The sequence below is a fragment of the uncultured Roseovarius sp. genome (genome assembly GCF_963972555.1).
Lineage (GTDB): Bacteria > Pseudomonadota > Alphaproteobacteria > Rhodobacterales > Rhodobacteraceae > Roseovarius > Roseovarius mucosus.
Map to the genome: position 1 here is coordinate 1 of NZ_CAXAUM010000004.1, position 16,198 is coordinate 16,198.

Consider the following 16,198-nt stretch of genomic DNA (forward strand, 5'->3'; position numbering starts at 1 on the left):
TGGAGGCGAGTAGGAGAATCGAACTCCTGTACACGGATTTGCAATCCGCTGCGTCACCACTCCGCCAACTCGCCGTTCCATGTGGTTGGGATGAATTATCTGATCGGGCCGGGTGGCGCAAGTGGGCAAAGCGGGCTTTGAAGGGTCAATTTGCAAGTTGAAATTGTCCCGCGCCTTTGGGTCCTATAGCCGTTGCCGCCGAACGGGTTCTGTGCGAAAACCGAAAGCGACAGGATTCCGAACTTAAGAGCTTAGATCATGACAGACTATGCCGCGCGGCGCACGATGATGGTGGACACGCAAGTTCGCCCGTCTGATGTGACCAAATTCCCGATCATCGACGCCATGCTCTCGGTCCCCCGTGAGGCGTTTGTTCCCACCGCTCTGCGCGAGGCGGCCTATATGGGCGAGAATCTCGATCTGGGCGAGGGGCGGGTGATGCTCGATCCGCGCACATTGGCCAAGATGCTCGATGCGCTCGAGATTGAGAATGATGATCTCGTGCTCGATGTCGGCTCGGTCTACGGCTATTCGGCGGCGGTGATCGCGCGCATGGCAGAGGCGGTCGTTGCGGTTGAGGATAAGGCATCGGTGGTCGCCGAGGCACAGCGCACGCTTTCCGAGCAAGGTGCCGACAATGTGGTTCTGCACGAGGGGCCGCTGGGTGGCGGTGCGCCGGAACACGGGCCCTATGACGTGATAACGTTGCAAGGGGCGGTTGAACATCTGCCTGAGGGTCTCGTGGCGCAACTCAAGGAGGGAGGCCGCATGGCGTGCCTTTTCATGGAGGGTGCGCTTGGGGTGGTGCGGATCGGTTACAAGATCGACGGGCGTATCAACTGGCGCTACGCCTTCAACGCGAGCGCCCCGGTACTGCGCGGATTTGAACGGCATGCGGCCTTTACCCTGTGAGGGGTGCGGCGCGGCAAAATAGGGACGACAGGCGCATGAGAGCAGACAAGTTGCGGGCCTTGGGCGGTGTTTTCGGGTTGGCGCTGCTTAGCCTTGCACCAGGCGCGGCCAAGTCTGAGACCCTCGCGGATGCGCTCAAGAGTGCTTATATCAACAGTGGCCTTCTGGACCAGAACCGCGCCCTCTTGCGTTCTGCCGATGAGAACGTGGCACAGGCTGTGGCAAGCCTGAGGCCGATCATTGACTGGACATCGGGGATCACCCTCGACTCTACGGATACACGCGCACAGGGCGTCAATCGCAACAACACATCGACGGCGCTCAATCTCGGGATCACCGGCAGCCTTTTGCTCTACGATTTCGGGCGCAGCGATTTTTTGACTGAATCCGCCAAAGAGACTGTGCTGGCCACGCGCCAGACACTGATCAGTGTTGAGCAATTCGTTCTGCTGACAGGCGTTCAGGCCTATATGAACGTGATCCGTAATCAGGAATTCGTGGACCTGCGACAGAACAACCTGCGTTTGCTGCGAGAGGAATTGCGCGCCGCACAGGATAGGTTCGAGGTCGGCGAAGTGACTCGTACCGATGTGGCGCAGGCGGAATCCGCCGTTGCACTTGCACAGAGCGGATTGGCGGCCGCTCAGGGCGATCTGACTCGTGCGATCGAAGAATTTCGCGAGGCGATCGGGCGCGATCCGGGTAGATTGCAGACACCAAACGATCTGCCGCAACTGGGGCAGAATGTCGATGTCGCCAAGGCGGCAGCGCTGCGTCGTCATCCAGATCTTCTGCAGGCGCAGCACAACGTTGCCGCAGCCGAGTTGAACATCCGCGCGGCTGAAGCAGCGCTGTTGCCTACGCTTAATCTTACGGCGCGTGTCGGGGCGTCTGAGGATATTGACGGATCTGACATGTCGCGCACCGGCAGTCTTGGCGTCGAATTGCGCGGCCCGATTTATCGCGGGGGGCGTCTTACGTCGCAACAGCGTCAGGCCATGGCTCAGCGCGACGCGCAATTGGCTCAACTGCATCTGGCGGGACTTCAGGTCAAACAGGATGTCGGCGACGCCTATGCCAACCTGCGCGCCGCCCGGGCCAGCCGCACTGCCAGCCGCGAGGCGGTACGTGCCGCCCAAGTGGCCTTTGATGGAACCCGCGAAGAGGCGACGTTGGGAGCCCGCACCACGCTGGACGTGCTGGATGCGGAACAGGACCTGCTGGATGCTAAGGCCAATCTGATTTCGGCCAATGCGGATGTGGTGATTGCCTCCTACTCTGTGCTTGCGTCGATTGGTGAGTTGACGGCCCGGGACCTGAACCTTGGGGTGCAGACCTATGATCCGGCGGCCTATTACGAACTGGTCAAGGATGGGCCGATCCAAAGCAGTCCGCAGGGTCAAAAGCTTGACCGCGTCTTGCGGGCCTTGGGAAAAAACTGAAAAGTTTTTGAATCGGTTGTGTGGCGGGGCGTGCAGCGGTAAGCTCTGCATAGGCAAGAATGGTACAAGAGCATGTCCGACCCCGTAACCAATGTGGAAATCGAGGATGTCCTGTCGTCGATCAGGCGGCTGGTATCGAATGGCCAGTCTGAACGCCTGAACGTAACCGTGGCCGCGCCGCAGGGGGCTGAGGTGCAAGGTGCGGATCGTCTGGTGCTGACACCGGCCTTGCGGGTGGATGAGCCCATGGCAGAAGTGCACGCCCACTCGGCAGAAGCTGCCGAGCCTGAGGCTCAGAGCGTATGGACTGATACGGTCGGACCAGAGGCTGAGACCGAGTTCCAGAATGAGGGCACCCCAGAGGGTATCGAGGCAGAGGACGCTCAGGTCGACGACGCGCCTGATGTCCCGTCGGAGCTGAGCGCGCAGGCGGCGGAATTCGAGGCGGTGGTCGCTGGGCGGGACGATCAGTGGGAGCCGGATGGCACCTCTGATGATGATTACGCCGGGGATACTGCGGCATCGGCGCTGAGTTGGTCTGAGACGAACGAGGTTGAGGCAGAGGTTGACGAAGACGAGGCTGCGCCTTCAATTGATCCCGATTGGGACGAGGCTGACGATCTTGCCTCGGACCGCCATGTGCAGGACTGGCAGGATGCTGATGCAGACGCGGAAGCGGTGCGCCCGACACCTGCTGCAGACGCGGACCATGGCGAGGGTCTGCTGATGGATGACGCGGTGCTGGATGAAGAGGCGCTGCGCGATCTTGTGGCCGAAATCGTCCGGCAAGAGCTACAAGGTGCGCTTGGCGAGCGGATCACACGCAATGTGCGCAAGCTTGTGCGCCGCGAGATTCACAGGGCATTGACCAGTCAGGATTTCGACTGAGCCGCGGTTTCCGCGCTGAGGGACAAGAGTAGGTCCAAATCCATATGCTCCTCCAGATGCGCGGCGAGGGCGTCGAGCGTGTCCTCGACATCTGCCACATAGTGCAGATCGGACGGCGCGCCCAATTCCGCCAAAAACGCCCCGCGAAATGCATCTGAGGCGAAAAGCCCGTGCAGATAGGCCCCGCGCACCCGGCCATTGATTGAGGCAGCACCCTCGGGTCGATCCCCGACTTGCAACCATGCCTGCGCGCAATCGGGGCCGGTGGTTTCCCCCAGATGGATTTCATATCCTTCGACAGTTTCGCCACTGGCGAGATAAGTGGCCTGTGTCAGGGCAAGCCGTTTTTCCGGCTTCATGATCGTGACCACATCGAGATGTCCCAGACCGCTGACCGACGCGGGCGGTCCCTCGATCCCCTCGGGGTCGTCGATCCGATGGCCCAGCATCTGATAGCCACCGCAGATGCCCAGCACATGCCCCCCGCGCCGGATATGGGCGGCAAGGTCGATGTCCCAGCCCTGGGCCCGGAAATGCGCCAGATCGGCAATGGTCGATTTGCTGCCGGGGATGAGCACCAGATCGGCATCGCCGGGCAGGGGGGTCCCTGCGCTTATGATCTCGACGGTTATGCCCGGTTCGCTGCTGAGCGGGTCAAGGTCATCAAAATTCGCGATGCGGCTTAGGCGTGGAACTGCAACCTTGAACGCGCCGCCCTTGGTCGAGCCGATGTCCATTACATCCTCTGCCGGAAGCCGCCACGCATCGGAAAACCATGGCACCACACCCAAGGAGGGCCAGCCGGTGCGTGCCACGATCTCGCGCAGCCCTTCGTCAAAGAGGCTGACATCGCCGCGAAACTTGTTGATGGCAAAGCCCTTGATCCGGGCGGCATCCTCGGGCGGCAGCACCGCCTGGGTGCCCACAACCTGCGCGATGACCCCGCCCCGGTCGATGTCGCCCACAAGAATCACCGGAACGCCTGCGGCCTCGGCAAAGCCCATGTTGGCGATATCACCTGCGCGCAGGTTGATTTCTGCCGGGCTGCCTGCGCCTTCGATCAGCACCAGATCAGCGGTGGTGGCGAGGCGGTGAAAACTCTCCAGCGTGGGGGCCAGCAATTGCGGTTTGGCGCGGGCGTAGTCGCGCGCGCGCAATGTGGCAAACCGGCGGCCTTGCACGATGACCTGTGCGCCGATGTCGCTCTCGGGTTTGAGGAGGACGGGGTTCATATCGGTATGTGGCGCGCGGTAGGCGGCCAGCGCCTGGAGCGCCTGCGCGCGTCCAATTTCGCCGCCATCCACCGTCACGGCGGCATTGTTGGACATATTTTGCGGCTTGAAGGGAGCCACGCTCAGGCCGCGCCGGGCATAGGCGCGCGCCAGCCCGGCCACCAGCATGGACTTGCCCACGTTCGAGCCTGCCCCTTGGATCATGATCGCGCGTGTCATTGCGATGCCCCTCTTGCCACCCTGTGCTGATACCTTTTGCCGGGGCAGGGGGCCGGTTGGTTTCCGTCACAAAGGCCTGTTTTCCCGACCGTAATGCAAAAGCCCTGCCGAAAGGGCAGGGCTTTGCGAATTGGTAAGGCAAGTATGCTCAGGCGGCTTCGGCCTGTGCCGCTGCATTGCGGCGTTCACTTTCCTCGCGCGACAGGGCCACGGAGGTGCGCACGCCCTTGGATACGAAATCCATCAGGCCAGCCACAACCCGCTCATTCGGGTCAATCCCGGCGCAGGACAATACTTCGCGGCCATCGCGAGACCGTGCCCAGCGGGCGATCTGCTCGGGGCCATTGCCATATTTCTTGTCATCGGAAATGGCATCATCCAGCGCGGCCAGCACGACGGCCGCAAAGAGTTTACGAGCACGGTTGCCCTGTTCGGCGTTGAAAGCCGTACCGTCAACGAAATCCTTCATCATTCGTCCTTGTTCTTATTGCTCTTGCGTTTTGGGCGTGACGGACCTTATGGCGGAGTTTTTGCGATTCGGATAGAGCGCAGTTGCATAACTTCTATGCGAATTTTGCATATCTCGACCCGACACATCACGACATTTCGTTGTCTTGCCACCCATCATCCCTCCAGATATAGGGAGGATCAATCTCACATCAACCTTTTGACACGGTTTGAACGCAATGCCCAAGATCAATGGAAACGAAATTCGCCCCGGTAATGTACTGGAGCATAACGGTGGCCTCTGGGCTGCTGTGAAAGTCGAACATGTCAAGCCCGGCAAGGGCGGCGCCTTTGCGCAAGTCGAAATGAAGAACCTGCGCAATGGCACCAAGCTCAATGAACGCTTCCGCAGCGCCGACAAGGTGGAGCGCGTGCGTCTTGAGCAAAAGGACCAGCAATTCCTCTACGAGGAAAATGGCAAGCTGGTGTTCATGGATACTGAAACCTATGAGCAGATCGAATTGCCCGCCGACCTCTTGGGTGAGCGTCGTCCGTTCCTTCAGGATGGCATGACCATCACCGTGGAATTCCACGAGAGCGAAGCGCTGCATGCCTCGCTGCCGCAAAAGGTAATCTGCCGCATCGTCGAGACGGAGCCGGTTGTCAAAGGACAGACGGCAGCCAACAGCTTCAAGCCTGCGATCCTCGATAACGGGGTCAAGGTCATGGTGCCACCCTTTGTCGGCCCGGATGAGGACATCGTCGTCAACACCGAGACGATGGAATATTCCGAGCGCGCTTGAACAGGCCATGCCATAGGACACAAGACGGGGGCAGACCAGCAATGGCCTGCCCCCGTTTTTTTCGTCAAGCAAGTGTCAGCCGCGGCGGGCGCCTGTCAGAACGGCGGCGAACCCTGCGATCAACACGCCGACACAGATGATCAGCAGTTGTTCGTATTTATGCGCCTCAGGCAGGATTGCCATGGCCCATTCTGCCCCGCGTGCGAAATAGAGCGCGGCCCCGAACATGGCTGCCCCGAAGGCCGTGAGGTAGGACCAAAGCGCAATCTGCCGTCCCATCACCAGCCCTACGATAAGAATGGGGGTGAGGAACATGCTGGCGGTGCCGCTGATGGCCACCGCATCAAACAGCGTCTGATTGCCCCAGAGTGTGAGGCCCGTGCCCAGCACCATGAAGGCCACCATCGCCGCGCGCCCGCCCGCGAGCGACCTGCGCCCAAGCCTGAGTTCGTCCACCACAAGCCGTGCGGCGCTGGCCAGTGCCGAGTCAAGCGTGCTGAGCGCCGAGATCAAGAGCGACACCAAAAGGGCAACAAAGAGCCAGGCCGGGAACATCGCGGCCCAGGTGCCGATCAACTCGCCCTCGTACTCCGCCCCGACCAGCCCGGCCTGAATGCCGAAAAACCCAAAGCCGATAATGCAGAGTGTCGAAATCCAGAAGGCATGCAGGAACGAGCGGCGTGTGGTTTCGGGATCGGCGATAAAGCCGCGATCCATCATCACCGGGTCATGCGCCGGGTAAGAGAAGACCTGTAGCAGGGCGACCACCAAAAGGACCTGACCATTCCACGCCCCAGAGGTTCCCGGCGCGGTCAAAACGGCCCCGAGATCAAAGCCGGGGCTGACGATCAGAGCCACAAAGGCCGCCGCGAAAACCAAAAGAAACACCACCATCTGCAACACATCGGTGCGCAGCGCGGCACTGAGCCCACCCCAGGCGCTATAGGCGAGGCCCAGCACCGCAACGATCAGGATCGAGGCATCGCGCGCTGCGCCCATCTCGGGTATCGCAGCGGCAAAGATCAGCCCCACCACCAGCAGGTTGGCAAAGACTTCGGACAAGAGCCGCAGGCCGATCACCAGATTGTAACAGGCCTTGCCAGTGGCGCCAAAGCGCGCGCCAAGCCAGTCCTGCACAGATCCCGCGCCGCCTGCGCGCAACCGGCCCACGATATAGCCGCCTGTCAGAAAAGATCCGTAGTAGGCGGCATAAGCCAGCGTGCCCCAGATCCCATAGAAATAACCCAGAATCGCCGAATTCATCAGGGAACGGGCGAAAATCCAGGTCGTGACCTGGCTCAGCACCAGCACCCAGAGACCGGGTGCGCGGCCATCCGTGCCCGTGCCACTGAAAAATCCTTCGATGGTGGCGCGACGGGGGGCGACCAATAGGCTGCCCAAAATGACCAAGCCGAAAAGGCCAATGATCGCCATTGCTTGCATGATAGATGTTCCCCTGTGGTTATGATGCCTTAGTGCTAATGAGCGGCTCTCTCAGGCACCAGAGCCTACGCGCGCGCCTCCCGGTTTCGTGATCGCGCGGGTCAGAGCGTCGCGTTCACACCGCCACCATCGAGCAGGATGTTCTGTCCCACGATAAAGCCTGCATGCTGGCTGCAGAGAAACGCACAGGCCGCGCCGAATTCCTCTGCGGTGCCATAGCGCCCCGCTGGAATGCCGGCGCAGCGGCGCGCTTTTGCCTCATCCATGCTGATTCCCTGCGCTTCGGATACGCCCCGATCGAGTGAGGTGGCGCGGTCCGTGGCGTGGATGCCCGGCAGCAGGTTGTTGATCGTGACGCCCCGGCCCGCAACCTGGCGCGACGTGCCCGCGACGTAACCGGTTAGCCCCGCGCGCGCCGAATTGCTGAGGCCTAGCGCAGGGATAGGAGCCTTGACCGATTGCGAGGTGATATTGACCACCCGACCCCAACCGCGCGCCATCATCCCCGGCACCAGCGCCTTGATCAACGCGATGGGGGTTAGCATGTTGGCATCGAGCGCGCGGATGAAATCCTCGCGCTCCCAGTCCGTCCACATCCCCGGTGGTGGGCCCCCGGCATTGGTGACAAGAATATCCACGTCCTGCGCCACAGCGAGCACGGCGGTGCGCCCGGTTTCGCTGGTGATGTCCGCCGCGACCGTCTGAACGCTAACCCCGAACTCGGTGCGAATGGCCGCGGCTGCCGCCTCGAGCGCCTCGGCACCGCGCGCGTTCATCACCAGATCGACCCCAGCCTCGGCCAGCGCCCGGGCCGAACCCAAGCCCAGCCCCCTGGACGCGGCGCAGACCAGCGCCCGCTTGCCCCTGATCCCTAGATCCATCTTCCACCCTCCTGTTGCATCAACGTCGAATTAACACCCTCTGGGCGAGAATGGCCAGATGCTTGCACAAGGCCTGATGCGGGCCACGAACGGAAATGGATTTTCCACTACATTGACGTCACCGCACCACAATTCTAAACTACGCTGCCTGAAAGAAAATTATGTCCCTAGCCCCGTCTGGATCGCCTGCGCTCATGCCCTCTGATCTTGCCAACTCCGACCACATCCTGCCCGTGTATACCGGGCTGGATTTTCGCGTGGTCAACGGGGCCAACATGGGAGATGCGTTGTCTTTTGCGAGTGAGCTCGACCTGGATGACGTTTACGAGCTGCAGCCGCAGGCCCGGCAACTCCGCCTGTCGCTCTCGCTGGCGGGTGGGGCGCCCTTCACCGTTGCGCAAGAGTCCGACGTTGGCCGCCCCGGCGCGCAAATTCATCTCGATTGTTGTCTCACGCTGATGTCGGGTACCGGGCGCACCACTGAGATGATCGTGTTGGTCGAAGTGGACGAGGCTGGCAATATGGTCGAGATTTTTGCCATGCCCCTGGCGCAGATGCGGCCCAAGACCGGTTATGCGCTGGTGGGGGTCGACGTTGACAACGTGCTGCAACGCTTTGCGCAGGTGGCCTGCGTGTCGTTTTCGCGTGGGACGCATATCACAATGGCCACAGGCGAACAGCGCCGGGTTGAAACCTTGGCTCCCGGCGACATGGTCCTGACCCGCGATGACGGGGTGCGACCGATCCGCTGGGTCGGGCATTCGACGGTGCGGGCGGTGGGCGATTTCGCCCCTGTTCGGATTGCGGCAGGGGCCTTGCACAATGAAAATGACCTGCTGGTCAGCCCGGATCATCGACTCTTCATCTATCAACGCTCGGACGCCCTTGGGGCGGGCCGCGCCGAGGTGCTTGTGCGCGCGCGGCATCTGGTCAACGGTGATACAGTGCGGCGTGAGAGCGGCGGCTTTGTCGATTACGTGCAGCTGCTGTTTGACCGGCATCAGATCATCTATGCCGAAGGGATCGCGGCCGAGACGCTATTGGTCGATCCTCGCACCTCTGCGGCACTGCCTGCCGATCTGAAAGAGGCGCTGAGCCAGCAATTGACGGGGCAGGGCGCGCCCAGCCACCTCCAGTTCGAGGTTGGGCAGGCATTGCTCAATCACCCCAATGCGGCGGATATTCTCAAGCGTGCATCGACACGCTGACATCAGCCGAACCGCGATGACCGCATTTCAGCTTGGATAAGGGCCGTCATCTAAAATCCTGAGTCATTGGCGATCCCGGGAGGACTCGAACCCCCAACATCCTGATTAGAAGTCAGGTGCTCTATCCAGTTGAGCTACGGGACCGCTGAGCAGGCTCTTAGCGTGCCAAGGGCGCAAGATCAAAGCCTAATCTTGGGCGGCAAAGGGGTCATGCTCATAGCCGACCCCCGCGAGATAGAGACCATGAGGCGGGCAGACCGGGCCACAGGCCGCACGGTCGCGGGCGTCGAGGGCGGCGCGCACCTGGTCGGGATGCCAAGACCCCGCACCCACGCGCTCGAGCGTGCCGACGATGCTGCGGACCTGATTGTGCAGGAAAGACCGCGCGCGCAGGCGAAAATGAATCTCGGTGCCTGCAGGTCCAAGTTGCTCGGAAATCTCGACCTCGTCCAAGGTCTTGATCGGGCTCGCGGCTTGGCAGATTGTCGAGCGGAAGGTGGTGAAATCATGCAGCCCGATCAGGTGCTGCGCTCCTGCGCGCATCGCGGCGATGTCCAGTTTTGGCCGCACATGCCAAACCCGCCCGAAATCCAGCGTGACCGGCGCGCGCCGCGACATGATGCGGAACAGATAACGCCGCTCGTTTGCAGAAAACCTTGCGTGCCAGTCTTCGGACACACGCGCACAGTCTGTAATCGCCACAGGCAGGGGTTTGAGATGATAATTGAGCGCCTCTGACAGGCGAAACGTGGCCCAATCCCGCGACAGGTCGCAGTGCGCCACCTGTGCCAGCGCATGCACGCCCGCATCGGTGCGCCCCGCTGCGGCGATAGTGTGGGGGCCGGGCTCGATCCGCGCCAAGGCGGCCTCGATTGCCCCCTGCACCGTTGGGTGTTCGACCTGCCGCTGCCAGCCGGCAAAGGGCGCGCCGTCATATTCGATCCGAAAAGCGTAGCGTGGCATGGGAGGCGGTTCTTGTTTCTGCGGAGGGGATCATCTGGCCCGAAATACCTTGGGGGCCCGGGGGCAGTGCCCCCATCCGGCGCAGGTGTCAATAGTCGGGAGTGCCGCCTTGCTGCCAGGGTTTGACCAGATTGCCAAAGCGGGTGAACTGCGCCTCAAAGCTCAATTCGACCGTGCCGATGGGGCCGTGGCGCTGCTTGCCGATGATGACCTCGGCCTTGCCATGCAGCCGCGACATCGCCTCTTGCCACTCTGCCATCTTGTCCATTTCGTGATCGCCCGGTTTCTCGCGTTCTTTGTAATACTCTTCGCGGAACACGAACATCACAACGTCGGCGTCCTGTTCGATCGAGCCGGATTCGCGAAGATCCGAAAGTTGTGGACGTTTGTCCTCGCGGCTTTCGACTTGGCGCGACAACTGCGAAAGGGCAATTACGGGGATGTTAAGTTCCTTGGCTATCGCCTTGAGGCCCATGGAAATTTCGCCGATTTCCTGCACCCGGTTGTCGGAGGAACCGCGCACCAGTTGCAGGTAGTCGACAATCAGCAGGTCAAGGCCATGGGTCCGCTTGAGGCGGCGTGCGCGGGCGGCCAATTGCGAGATCGGGATTGCCGCAGTGTCGTCGATATAGAGCGGGCAGGATTCGAGCGTCTTGGCCGCCTCGACAAAGCGGCGAAACTCGCTTTCGTCCATGTCGCCCTGACGAATCTTGTGCGATGAGATTTCCGACGCCTCGGCCAGCACCCGTCCTGCCAGTTGCTCGGCGCTCATTTCGAGAGAGAAGAAGCCGACGACACCGCCATCCACAGCCCCTTCGGAGCCATCTGTCAGGGTGCCACGGCGATAGGCCTTGGCCACATTGAAGGCGATATTGGTGGCCAGCGAGGTCTTGCCCATCGAGGGGCGACCGGCGAGAATCAGAAGATCTGACTTGTGCAGTCCGCCCAGTTTGCTGTCGAGATCGACCAGACCGGTCGAGATACCTGCGAGCCCGCCTTCGCGTTGATAGGCGGCGTTGGCCACGTTAACTGCGTCCGTTACCGCTTTGAGAAAGCTTTGAAATCCGCTCTCGGCCTGACCTTGTTCCGCGAGTTGGTAGAGCTTTTGCTCGGCCTCGACGATCTGATCTTTGGGCTCGCTGTCGACATTGACGCGCGCGGCCTTGCCCGCGATGTCATGGCCTAGGGCAATCAGCGCGCGGCGGATCGCCAGATCATAGATCATCTGCGCATAGTCGCGCACCGCAAAGGTGGAAATCGCGGCACCTGCCAGTTTGGCAAGGTACGCAGGCCCGCCAAGTTCTTTCAGTCCTTCGTCGTTTTCCAGAAAGGCGCGCAGGGTGACGGGCGAGGCAAGGTTATTTTTGGCGATGCGGGCGGCGGCGGTCTCGAAAATGCGGGCATGCACGGGGTCGTAGAAGTGTTGCGGCCCTATGACGGCGGCGATGCGGTCATAGACATCGTTGTTGGTCAGGATCGCGCCAAGGAGTTGCTGTTCGGCCTCGATGGAATGCGGCACACTTTCGGCGGATTGAATCTCGGCCCCGGTCGGATTGAAAGCGGTGATCTCGTTCATGCCTGCGTTCCCCGTGTGTCGGTTTTTTATCGGTTTTGTGTCGGTCGTGTTGGTTCGGCAGTTCTAGGCCAAGCACGGCGCGCGCGCCACTTGTATAAAGCTGTGGACGTTCGGCGGGATAAACCGGTGGATAGAGGGCAAGCCGCCTGCAGGCCGCCCGTATCCTGCGTCTACATGACAGCATCCTACCATATCTGGAGGCGCTTGGCGATTCGAGCGGTGGGTTATCCTCAGCCCCTGGGGATAAATTATTTCTGGCGCGCCGCCTGCCACTTACGTGGATCGCGCAGGAAATCCTCGACCGCGTTCAGCGTTGCGGCATCGAAAACCGCCTGCGTGCGGGCCTCGGCCAGAACATCCCACCACGTGCAAAGGTGATGCAGGGCGACGCCATGATCGCCCAGGGTTTTTTCGGTCTCGGGGAAGATGCCGTAGTAAAAGATCACTGCCGTATGACCGCAGGTTGCGCCGGTTTCGCGAATGGCATCGACGAAAGAGAGTTTCGAGCCGCCATCCGTGGTCAGGTCCTCGACCAGAAGAACGCGCTGTCCCTCGGTCATGGCTCCTTCGATGCGGGCGTTGCGCCCATAGCCTTTGGGCTTCTTGCGCACATAGGTCATGGGCAGGGCCATACGCTCGGCCACCAACGCCGCAAAGGGAATGCCCGCCGTCTCGCCACCCGCGATATTGTCAAACGCCTCAAACCCGGCCTCGCGCATCACGGTGACGGTGAGAAAATCCATCAGGGTCGAGCGGATGCGCGGGTAGGAAATCAGCTTGCGGCAGTCGATATAGGTGGGTGAGGGCAGACCCGAGGCCAGCGTAAAGGGCGTGTCCGCGTTGAAATGCACCGCGCCGATTTCCAGCAGCATCCGGGCGGTGAGGCGGGCGATTTCATCCTTGGGCGGGTAGGTGGCAGGGATCATGACGGAGTCCTTGGTTTGGGCGCTGCGCCGGAGAGTTATGAGGCCTCCGACGGGGGTATCAAAGGAACGATGACACTCAGGTCACGTGCCAGTCGAGCGTGAATCCGGGGTCAAAAATGGTGACGGGCCCATCGCCGGTGTCGATTTTTTTGGGGTATGTGATCGGGTCGCCCTTGGTCAAAGTCAGGGTGGTTTCATTGGCGGGCAGGCCATAGAAGGCCGGGCCGTTGAGGGATGTGAACGCCTCAAGCTGTGCGAGCGCGCCTTCCTCCTCGAACACATGCGCGAGGATTGACATCGTGTTGGTCGCGGTGAAACAGCCCGCGCAGCCACAGGCGCTTTCCTTGAGCGGATCAATATGCGGTGCGCTGTCAGTGCCCAAGAAGAACCGCGCATCACCCGAGGTGGCGGCGGAGCGCAGGGCAAGGCGGTGTTCCTCGCGCTTGGCCACAGGCAGGCAGTAGTAGTGCGGCTTGATCCCGCCCACGAGGATATGGTTGCGGTTGATCACAAGGTGATGGGTGGTGATCGTGGCCCCAAGATCGCGCTCATGGGCGCGCACATAGTCCACGCCATTGGAGGTCGTGATATGTTCCATCACCACCCGCAGGCCGGGGGTGGCGCGGCGCACCGGGTCGAGCACGCGGTCGATAAAGACCGCCTCGCGGTCGAAGATGTCGACACTCGGGTCCGTCACCTCGCCATGCACGCAGAGCGGCAGGCCGATTTCCGCCATCTTTTCCAGCACGGCGCGCACCTTGTCGAAATCGCGCACGCCCGAGGCGGAATTGGTGGTGGCCCCGGCGGGGTAGAGCTTGACCGCTGACACAAGCCCGCTGGCATGGGCGGCGGCCACATCCTCGGGGTCGGTTTCTTCGGTGAGATAAAGGGTCATCAGCGGGGTGAAATCCGCGTCCGCGGGCATGGCAGCCAGGATCCGCGCGCGGTAGGCGGCGGCATCTTGGCCCGTGACCACCGGCGGCACCAGATTGGGCATCACGATGGCGCGTGCAAAGTGCCGGGCGGTTTCTGGCAGAACGGCGCGCAGCATAGCGCCATCGCGCAAATGCAGGTGCCAATCATCGGGGCGGCGGAGGGTCAGGGTCTGGCTCATGGCTCTTGCGCATACACAATCGCGTGGGCCAAGACCAGAGGCCGCCTAGTCCTGCGCGACGTCTTTGTCAGGGGATTTCGAGAGCACATGCCGCAGGGCACGGCGGAAGCGGGGGCCACCCACACCTCGCGCGATGGCGTTACGGCAATGCAGGATGGTCAGATGATCCCGCTCATCGGCCATCAGGCGTTGCATCACGCTGGCGAGATAGGGCGTATCTTCGCGCCGTTTGCGATAAAGCTGTGCGAGGCTGAGCCGGGTGAGGCGGTTGGCGCTCAGTTGCGCCAGCAAGCGAAACAGCACGCCCATGCGCAATAGCGCCGGTTCGATCTGATACCCCAGATAGCGGGTGCGGAATTTCATCACATTGGGGCGGGTGAAAAGAGCGGCATGCATGGCATCAAGCTCGATCTCGGGATCGTAGAGCAAGACCGCCGCGGCGGCGGCATCGAGCATATCGGGGGCATAGCCATAGCGGTCGCTGAACGACACGCGCCGCATCCGCAGGAATCGGTCGTCCCATTCGGCGACGCGCGGGTCCAGTGACGCCTGTGGGCTGAGCATCACCACCTTGGCACCGGGGGCCGACACGGAAAAGGCCGCGGCCGCATAACCGCAGGGACCCGCGCCGTAAAAGATCACCTGTTCGAAATCGTCAAAAAAGCCATCATCGATCAGCCGGTCGAAATACCCATAGACCCGTTTGTCGCGAAACCATGTGTCGCGCTCGCTGATTAGGCAGAGATGCGACCAGCCCAATGCCTTGGTCAGCGCCCAGCCTAGGGGCTGGGCCTGCGGCGAGAGCGTCGGCAGACGGTGAAACGCCTCGAAGGAGACGAGCAGCGTGGGCTTGCGCTCGATCAGAACGGCGGCGTGTCTGTCGCCCAGGCGCTCGGCATAGCCGTCATCGCCTGCCAACTCGTTGGCGCGCTCGCACCACGCGGCCCAATCCAGGCCGGAGAGATCGGCATCAAAGATATCGGCATTGTCCTGCATGGTCGCTCAAGTCCTCGATCGTCGTGGCACCGTTCGGATGCGGGCCTGTTGCACGTGAGAGTGCCGGTGAAATCGGGCGAAACTTTGGAGAAAGCGTGGGCTTTCAAGGAAGGCTCGCACGATTAGGCGAGGGCGCTGCCCTTGACCCGGGGGCACTTGCGATGCAGTTCTGTTGCAGGCGGCGGCAAGCGGAGGCTTTAGCGTGCAAAACCCCACATCCATTGACGCGGTACAGCGCATACTCGCGGAGCAGGATTATGTCTGTGGTCGGGCGTTGGGCACCGTGACCTATCTGGCGCTGACGCTGGGCCGCCCACTCTTTCTCGAGGGCGAGGCCGGCACAGGCAAGACCGAGATCGCCAAGGCGCTGGCGCAGGCGCTGGGGCGGCGGTTGATCCGCTTGCAATGCTACGAGGGGCTGGATGCCGCGAGCGCGGTTTACGAGTGGAACTTCACCGGCCAGATGATCGCCATCCGCGCCGCTGAGGCATCCGGGGGCGTGGATCGCGGCCACCTCAAGGATGAGCTTTTCACCCAAGAGTTCCTGATCGAGCGCCCGCTCTTGCAGGCGATGCGCCCGCAGCCGGGCGGCGCACCGGTGCTGCTCATCGACGAAATCGACCGCACGGACGAGCCGTTCGAGGCGTTTCTATTGGAGGCCCTCAGCGATTTTCAGGTGACGATCCCTGAATTGGGGACAATCCATGCGCCAGAGCCGCCGATCGTCATTCTCACCTCGAACCGCACCCGCGAGGTGCATGATGCACTCAAACGGCGCTGTCTCTATCACTGGGTCGACTATCCGACTTTCGAACGTGAAATCGAGATTTTGCAGGCCCGCGCGCCTGAAGCGGCAGAGGTGTTGAGCCGCGAGATCGTGGCCTTCGTGCAGCGGTTGCGCACCGAGGATCTGTTCAAGAAACCGGGGGTGGCGGAAACGATTGATTGGGCCAAATGCCTGCTGGCACTGGATGTGATCAGCCTGAGCCCCGAGGTGATTGCCGATACGCTGGGAGCGATCCTGAAATATCAGGACGATATTGCAAAATTGCAGGGCTCCGAGGCCAAGCGCCTGCTGGATGAGGTGCGCGCGGGGCTGGAGCCAGCGTAATGTTTCAGCTGGCTCAAAATACCTCGGGGGTGTGGGG

General features: G+C 61.7%; 15 protein-coding genes and 2 tRNA genes. 6 read left to right on the top strand and 11 right to left on the bottom strand.

What is annotated here, in order from left to right:
- Positions 1-74: transfer RNA gene (locus tag AACZ65_RS04865), tRNA-Cys, on the bottom strand.
- Between the two features lie 184 nt (positions 75-258).
- Here AACZ65_RS04865 and AACZ65_RS04870 point away from each other — a divergent pair.
- The 3 genes from AACZ65_RS04870 to AACZ65_RS04880 all read left to right on the top strand — a co-directional run bounded on the left by AACZ65_RS04870 (position 259) and on the right by AACZ65_RS04880 (position 3,242).
- Complete coding sequence (locus AACZ65_RS04870) at positions 259-912, top strand: protein-L-isoaspartate O-methyltransferase (RefSeq protein WP_339668491.1); 654 nt, start codon at positions 259-261, stop codon at positions 910-912.
- Positions 913-947: 35 nt separating this feature from the next.
- Positions 948-2,354: a TolC family outer membrane protein gene (locus AACZ65_RS04875; RefSeq protein ID WP_339668492.1), complete on the top strand. Its 1,407-nt coding sequence runs from the start codon at positions 948-950 to the stop codon at positions 2,352-2,354.
- Positions 2,355-2,426: 72 nt separating this feature from the next.
- The gene (locus tag AACZ65_RS04880) at positions 2,427-3,242 is read left to right on the top strand and encodes a hypothetical protein (RefSeq protein ID WP_339668494.1); all 816 of its coding nucleotides are present in this window, start codon (positions 2,427-2,429) and stop codon (positions 3,240-3,242) included.
- Here the strand turns inward: AACZ65_RS04880 and AACZ65_RS04885 are convergent.
- Together AACZ65_RS04885 and AACZ65_RS04890 are read right to left on the bottom strand one after the other, a co-directional pair.
- The gene (locus AACZ65_RS04885; protein WP_339668495.1) at positions 3,227-4,693 is read right to left on the bottom strand and encodes a cobyric acid synthase; all 1,467 of its coding nucleotides are present in this window, start codon (positions 4,691-4,693) and stop codon (positions 3,227-3,229) included. The two genes, AACZ65_RS04880 and AACZ65_RS04885, sit on opposite strands and share 16 nt — an antisense overlap.
- A gap of 148 nt (positions 4,694-4,841) precedes the next feature.
- A complete protein-coding gene (locus AACZ65_RS04890) occupies positions 4,842-5,162 on the bottom strand; it encodes a DUF6280 family protein (RefSeq protein WP_037271076.1) in 321 nt (106 codons plus the stop codon).
- Positions 5,163-5,379: 217 nt separating this feature from the next.
- On the opposite strand from AACZ65_RS04890, the gene efp reads away from it, so the two are divergent.
- Positions 5,380-5,943, top strand: coding sequence for an elongation factor P (efp, locus tag AACZ65_RS04895; RefSeq protein ID WP_037270977.1), 564 nt, complete (start codon positions 5,380-5,382; stop codon positions 5,941-5,943).
- Positions 5,944-6,018: 75 nt separating this feature from the next.
- On the opposite strand, the gene AACZ65_RS04900 is transcribed toward efp, so the two are convergent.
- Both AACZ65_RS04900 and AACZ65_RS04905 read right to left on the bottom strand, forming a co-directional pair.
- The gene (locus AACZ65_RS04900) at positions 6,019-7,386 is read right to left on the bottom strand and encodes a sodium:proline symporter (RefSeq protein ID WP_339668508.1); all 1,368 of its coding nucleotides are present in this window, start codon (positions 7,384-7,386) and stop codon (positions 6,019-6,021) included.
- Between the two features lie 101 nt (positions 7,387-7,487).
- A complete protein-coding gene (locus tag AACZ65_RS04905) occupies positions 7,488-8,267 on the bottom strand; it encodes an SDR family oxidoreductase (RefSeq protein ID WP_339668510.1) in 780 nt (259 codons plus the stop codon).
- 194 nt (positions 8,268-8,461) lie between these two features.
- Between AACZ65_RS04905 and AACZ65_RS04910 the strand changes: the two genes are divergently transcribed.
- A complete protein-coding gene (locus AACZ65_RS04910) occupies positions 8,462-9,475 on the top strand; it encodes a Hint domain-containing protein (protein WP_339668982.1) in 1,014 nt (337 codons plus the stop codon).
- Positions 9,476-9,542: 67 nt separating this feature from the next.
- On the opposite strand, the gene AACZ65_RS04915 is transcribed toward AACZ65_RS04910, so the two are convergent.
- The 6 genes from AACZ65_RS04915 to AACZ65_RS04940 form a co-directional block, all read right to left on the bottom strand.
- A tRNA-Arg gene (locus AACZ65_RS04915) sits at positions 9,543-9,619 on the bottom strand.
- Positions 9,620-9,661: 42 nt separating this feature from the next.
- Positions 9,662-10,438, bottom strand: a complete 777-nt coding sequence (gene truA, locus AACZ65_RS04920) for a tRNA pseudouridine(38-40) synthase TruA (protein WP_339668512.1) — start codon at positions 10,436-10,438, stop codon at positions 9,662-9,664.
- Between the two features lie 88 nt (positions 10,439-10,526).
- Positions 10,527-12,014: a replicative DNA helicase gene (locus AACZ65_RS04925; protein ID WP_339668514.1), complete on the bottom strand. Its 1,488-nt coding sequence runs from the start codon at positions 12,012-12,014 to the stop codon at positions 10,527-10,529.
- Between the two features lie 248 nt (positions 12,015-12,262).
- Complete coding sequence (locus AACZ65_RS04930; protein ID WP_339668516.1) at positions 12,263-12,940, bottom strand: orotate phosphoribosyltransferase; 678 nt, start codon at positions 12,938-12,940, stop codon at positions 12,263-12,265.
- Between the two features lie 76 nt (positions 12,941-13,016).
- Positions 13,017-14,054, bottom strand: coding sequence for a dihydroorotase (gene pyrC / locus AACZ65_RS04935; protein WP_339668518.1), 1,038 nt, complete (start codon positions 14,052-14,054; stop codon positions 13,017-13,019).
- Positions 14,055-14,099: 45 nt separating this feature from the next.
- Complete coding sequence (locus AACZ65_RS04940) at positions 14,100-15,050, bottom strand: phosphoadenosine phosphosulfate reductase (protein ID WP_339668519.1); 951 nt, start codon at positions 15,048-15,050, stop codon at positions 14,100-14,102.
- A 202-nt stretch (positions 15,051-15,252) separates the two neighbouring features.
- Here AACZ65_RS04940 and AACZ65_RS04945 point away from each other — a divergent pair, with 202 nt between their 5' ends.
- Positions 15,253-16,161 carry a MoxR family ATPase gene (locus AACZ65_RS04945; RefSeq protein ID WP_339668521.1) on the top strand — a complete coding sequence of 303 codons (909 nt, stop codon included), beginning with the start codon at positions 15,253-15,255 and terminating at the stop codon, positions 16,159-16,161.
- Positions 16,162-16,198 lie beyond the last annotated feature (37 nt).

Coding starts and splice junctions, on each gene's coding strand:
- AACZ65_RS04870 (WP_339668491.1), top strand. CDS start 259: ATGACAGACTATGCCGCGCGGCGCACGATGATGGTGGACACGCAAGTT.
- AACZ65_RS04875 (WP_339668492.1), top strand. CDS start 948: ATGAGAGCAGACAAGTTGCGGGCCTTGGGCGGTGTTTTCGGGTTGGCG.
- AACZ65_RS04880 (WP_339668494.1), top strand. CDS start 2,427: ATGTCCGACCCCGTAACCAATGTGGAAATCGAGGATGTCCTGTCGTCG.
- AACZ65_RS04885 (WP_339668495.1), bottom strand. CDS start 4,693: ATGACACGCGCGATCATGATCCAAGGGGCAGGCTCGAACGTGGGCAAG.
- AACZ65_RS04890 (WP_037271076.1), bottom strand. CDS start 5,162: ATGAAGGATTTCGTTGACGGTACGGCTTTCAACGCCGAACAGGGCAAC.
- efp (WP_037270977.1), top strand. CDS start 5,380: ATGCCCAAGATCAATGGAAACGAAATTCGCCCCGGTAATGTACTGGAG.
- AACZ65_RS04900 (WP_339668508.1), bottom strand. CDS start 7,386: ATGCAAGCAATGGCGATCATTGGCCTTTTCGGCTTGGTCATTTTGGGC.
- AACZ65_RS04905 (WP_339668510.1), bottom strand. CDS start 8,267: ATGGATCTAGGGATCAGGGGCAAGCGGGCGCTGGTCTGCGCCGCGTCC.
- AACZ65_RS04910 (WP_339668982.1), top strand. CDS start 8,462: ATGCCCTCTGATCTTGCCAACTCCGACCACATCCTGCCCGTGTATACC.
- truA (WP_339668512.1), bottom strand. CDS start 10,438: ATGCCACGCTACGCTTTTCGGATCGAATATGACGGCGCGCCCTTTGCC.
- AACZ65_RS04925 (WP_339668514.1), bottom strand. CDS start 12,014: ATGAACGAGATCACCGCTTTCAATCCGACCGGGGCCGAGATTCAATCC.
- AACZ65_RS04930 (WP_339668516.1), bottom strand. CDS start 12,940: ATGATCCCTGCCACCTACCCGCCCAAGGATGAAATCGCCCGCCTCACC.
- pyrC (WP_339668518.1), bottom strand. CDS start 14,054: ATGAGCCAGACCCTGACCCTCCGCCGCCCCGATGATTGGCACCTGCAT.
- AACZ65_RS04940 (WP_339668519.1), bottom strand. CDS start 15,050: ATGCAGGACAATGCCGATATCTTTGATGCCGATCTCTCCGGCCTGGAT.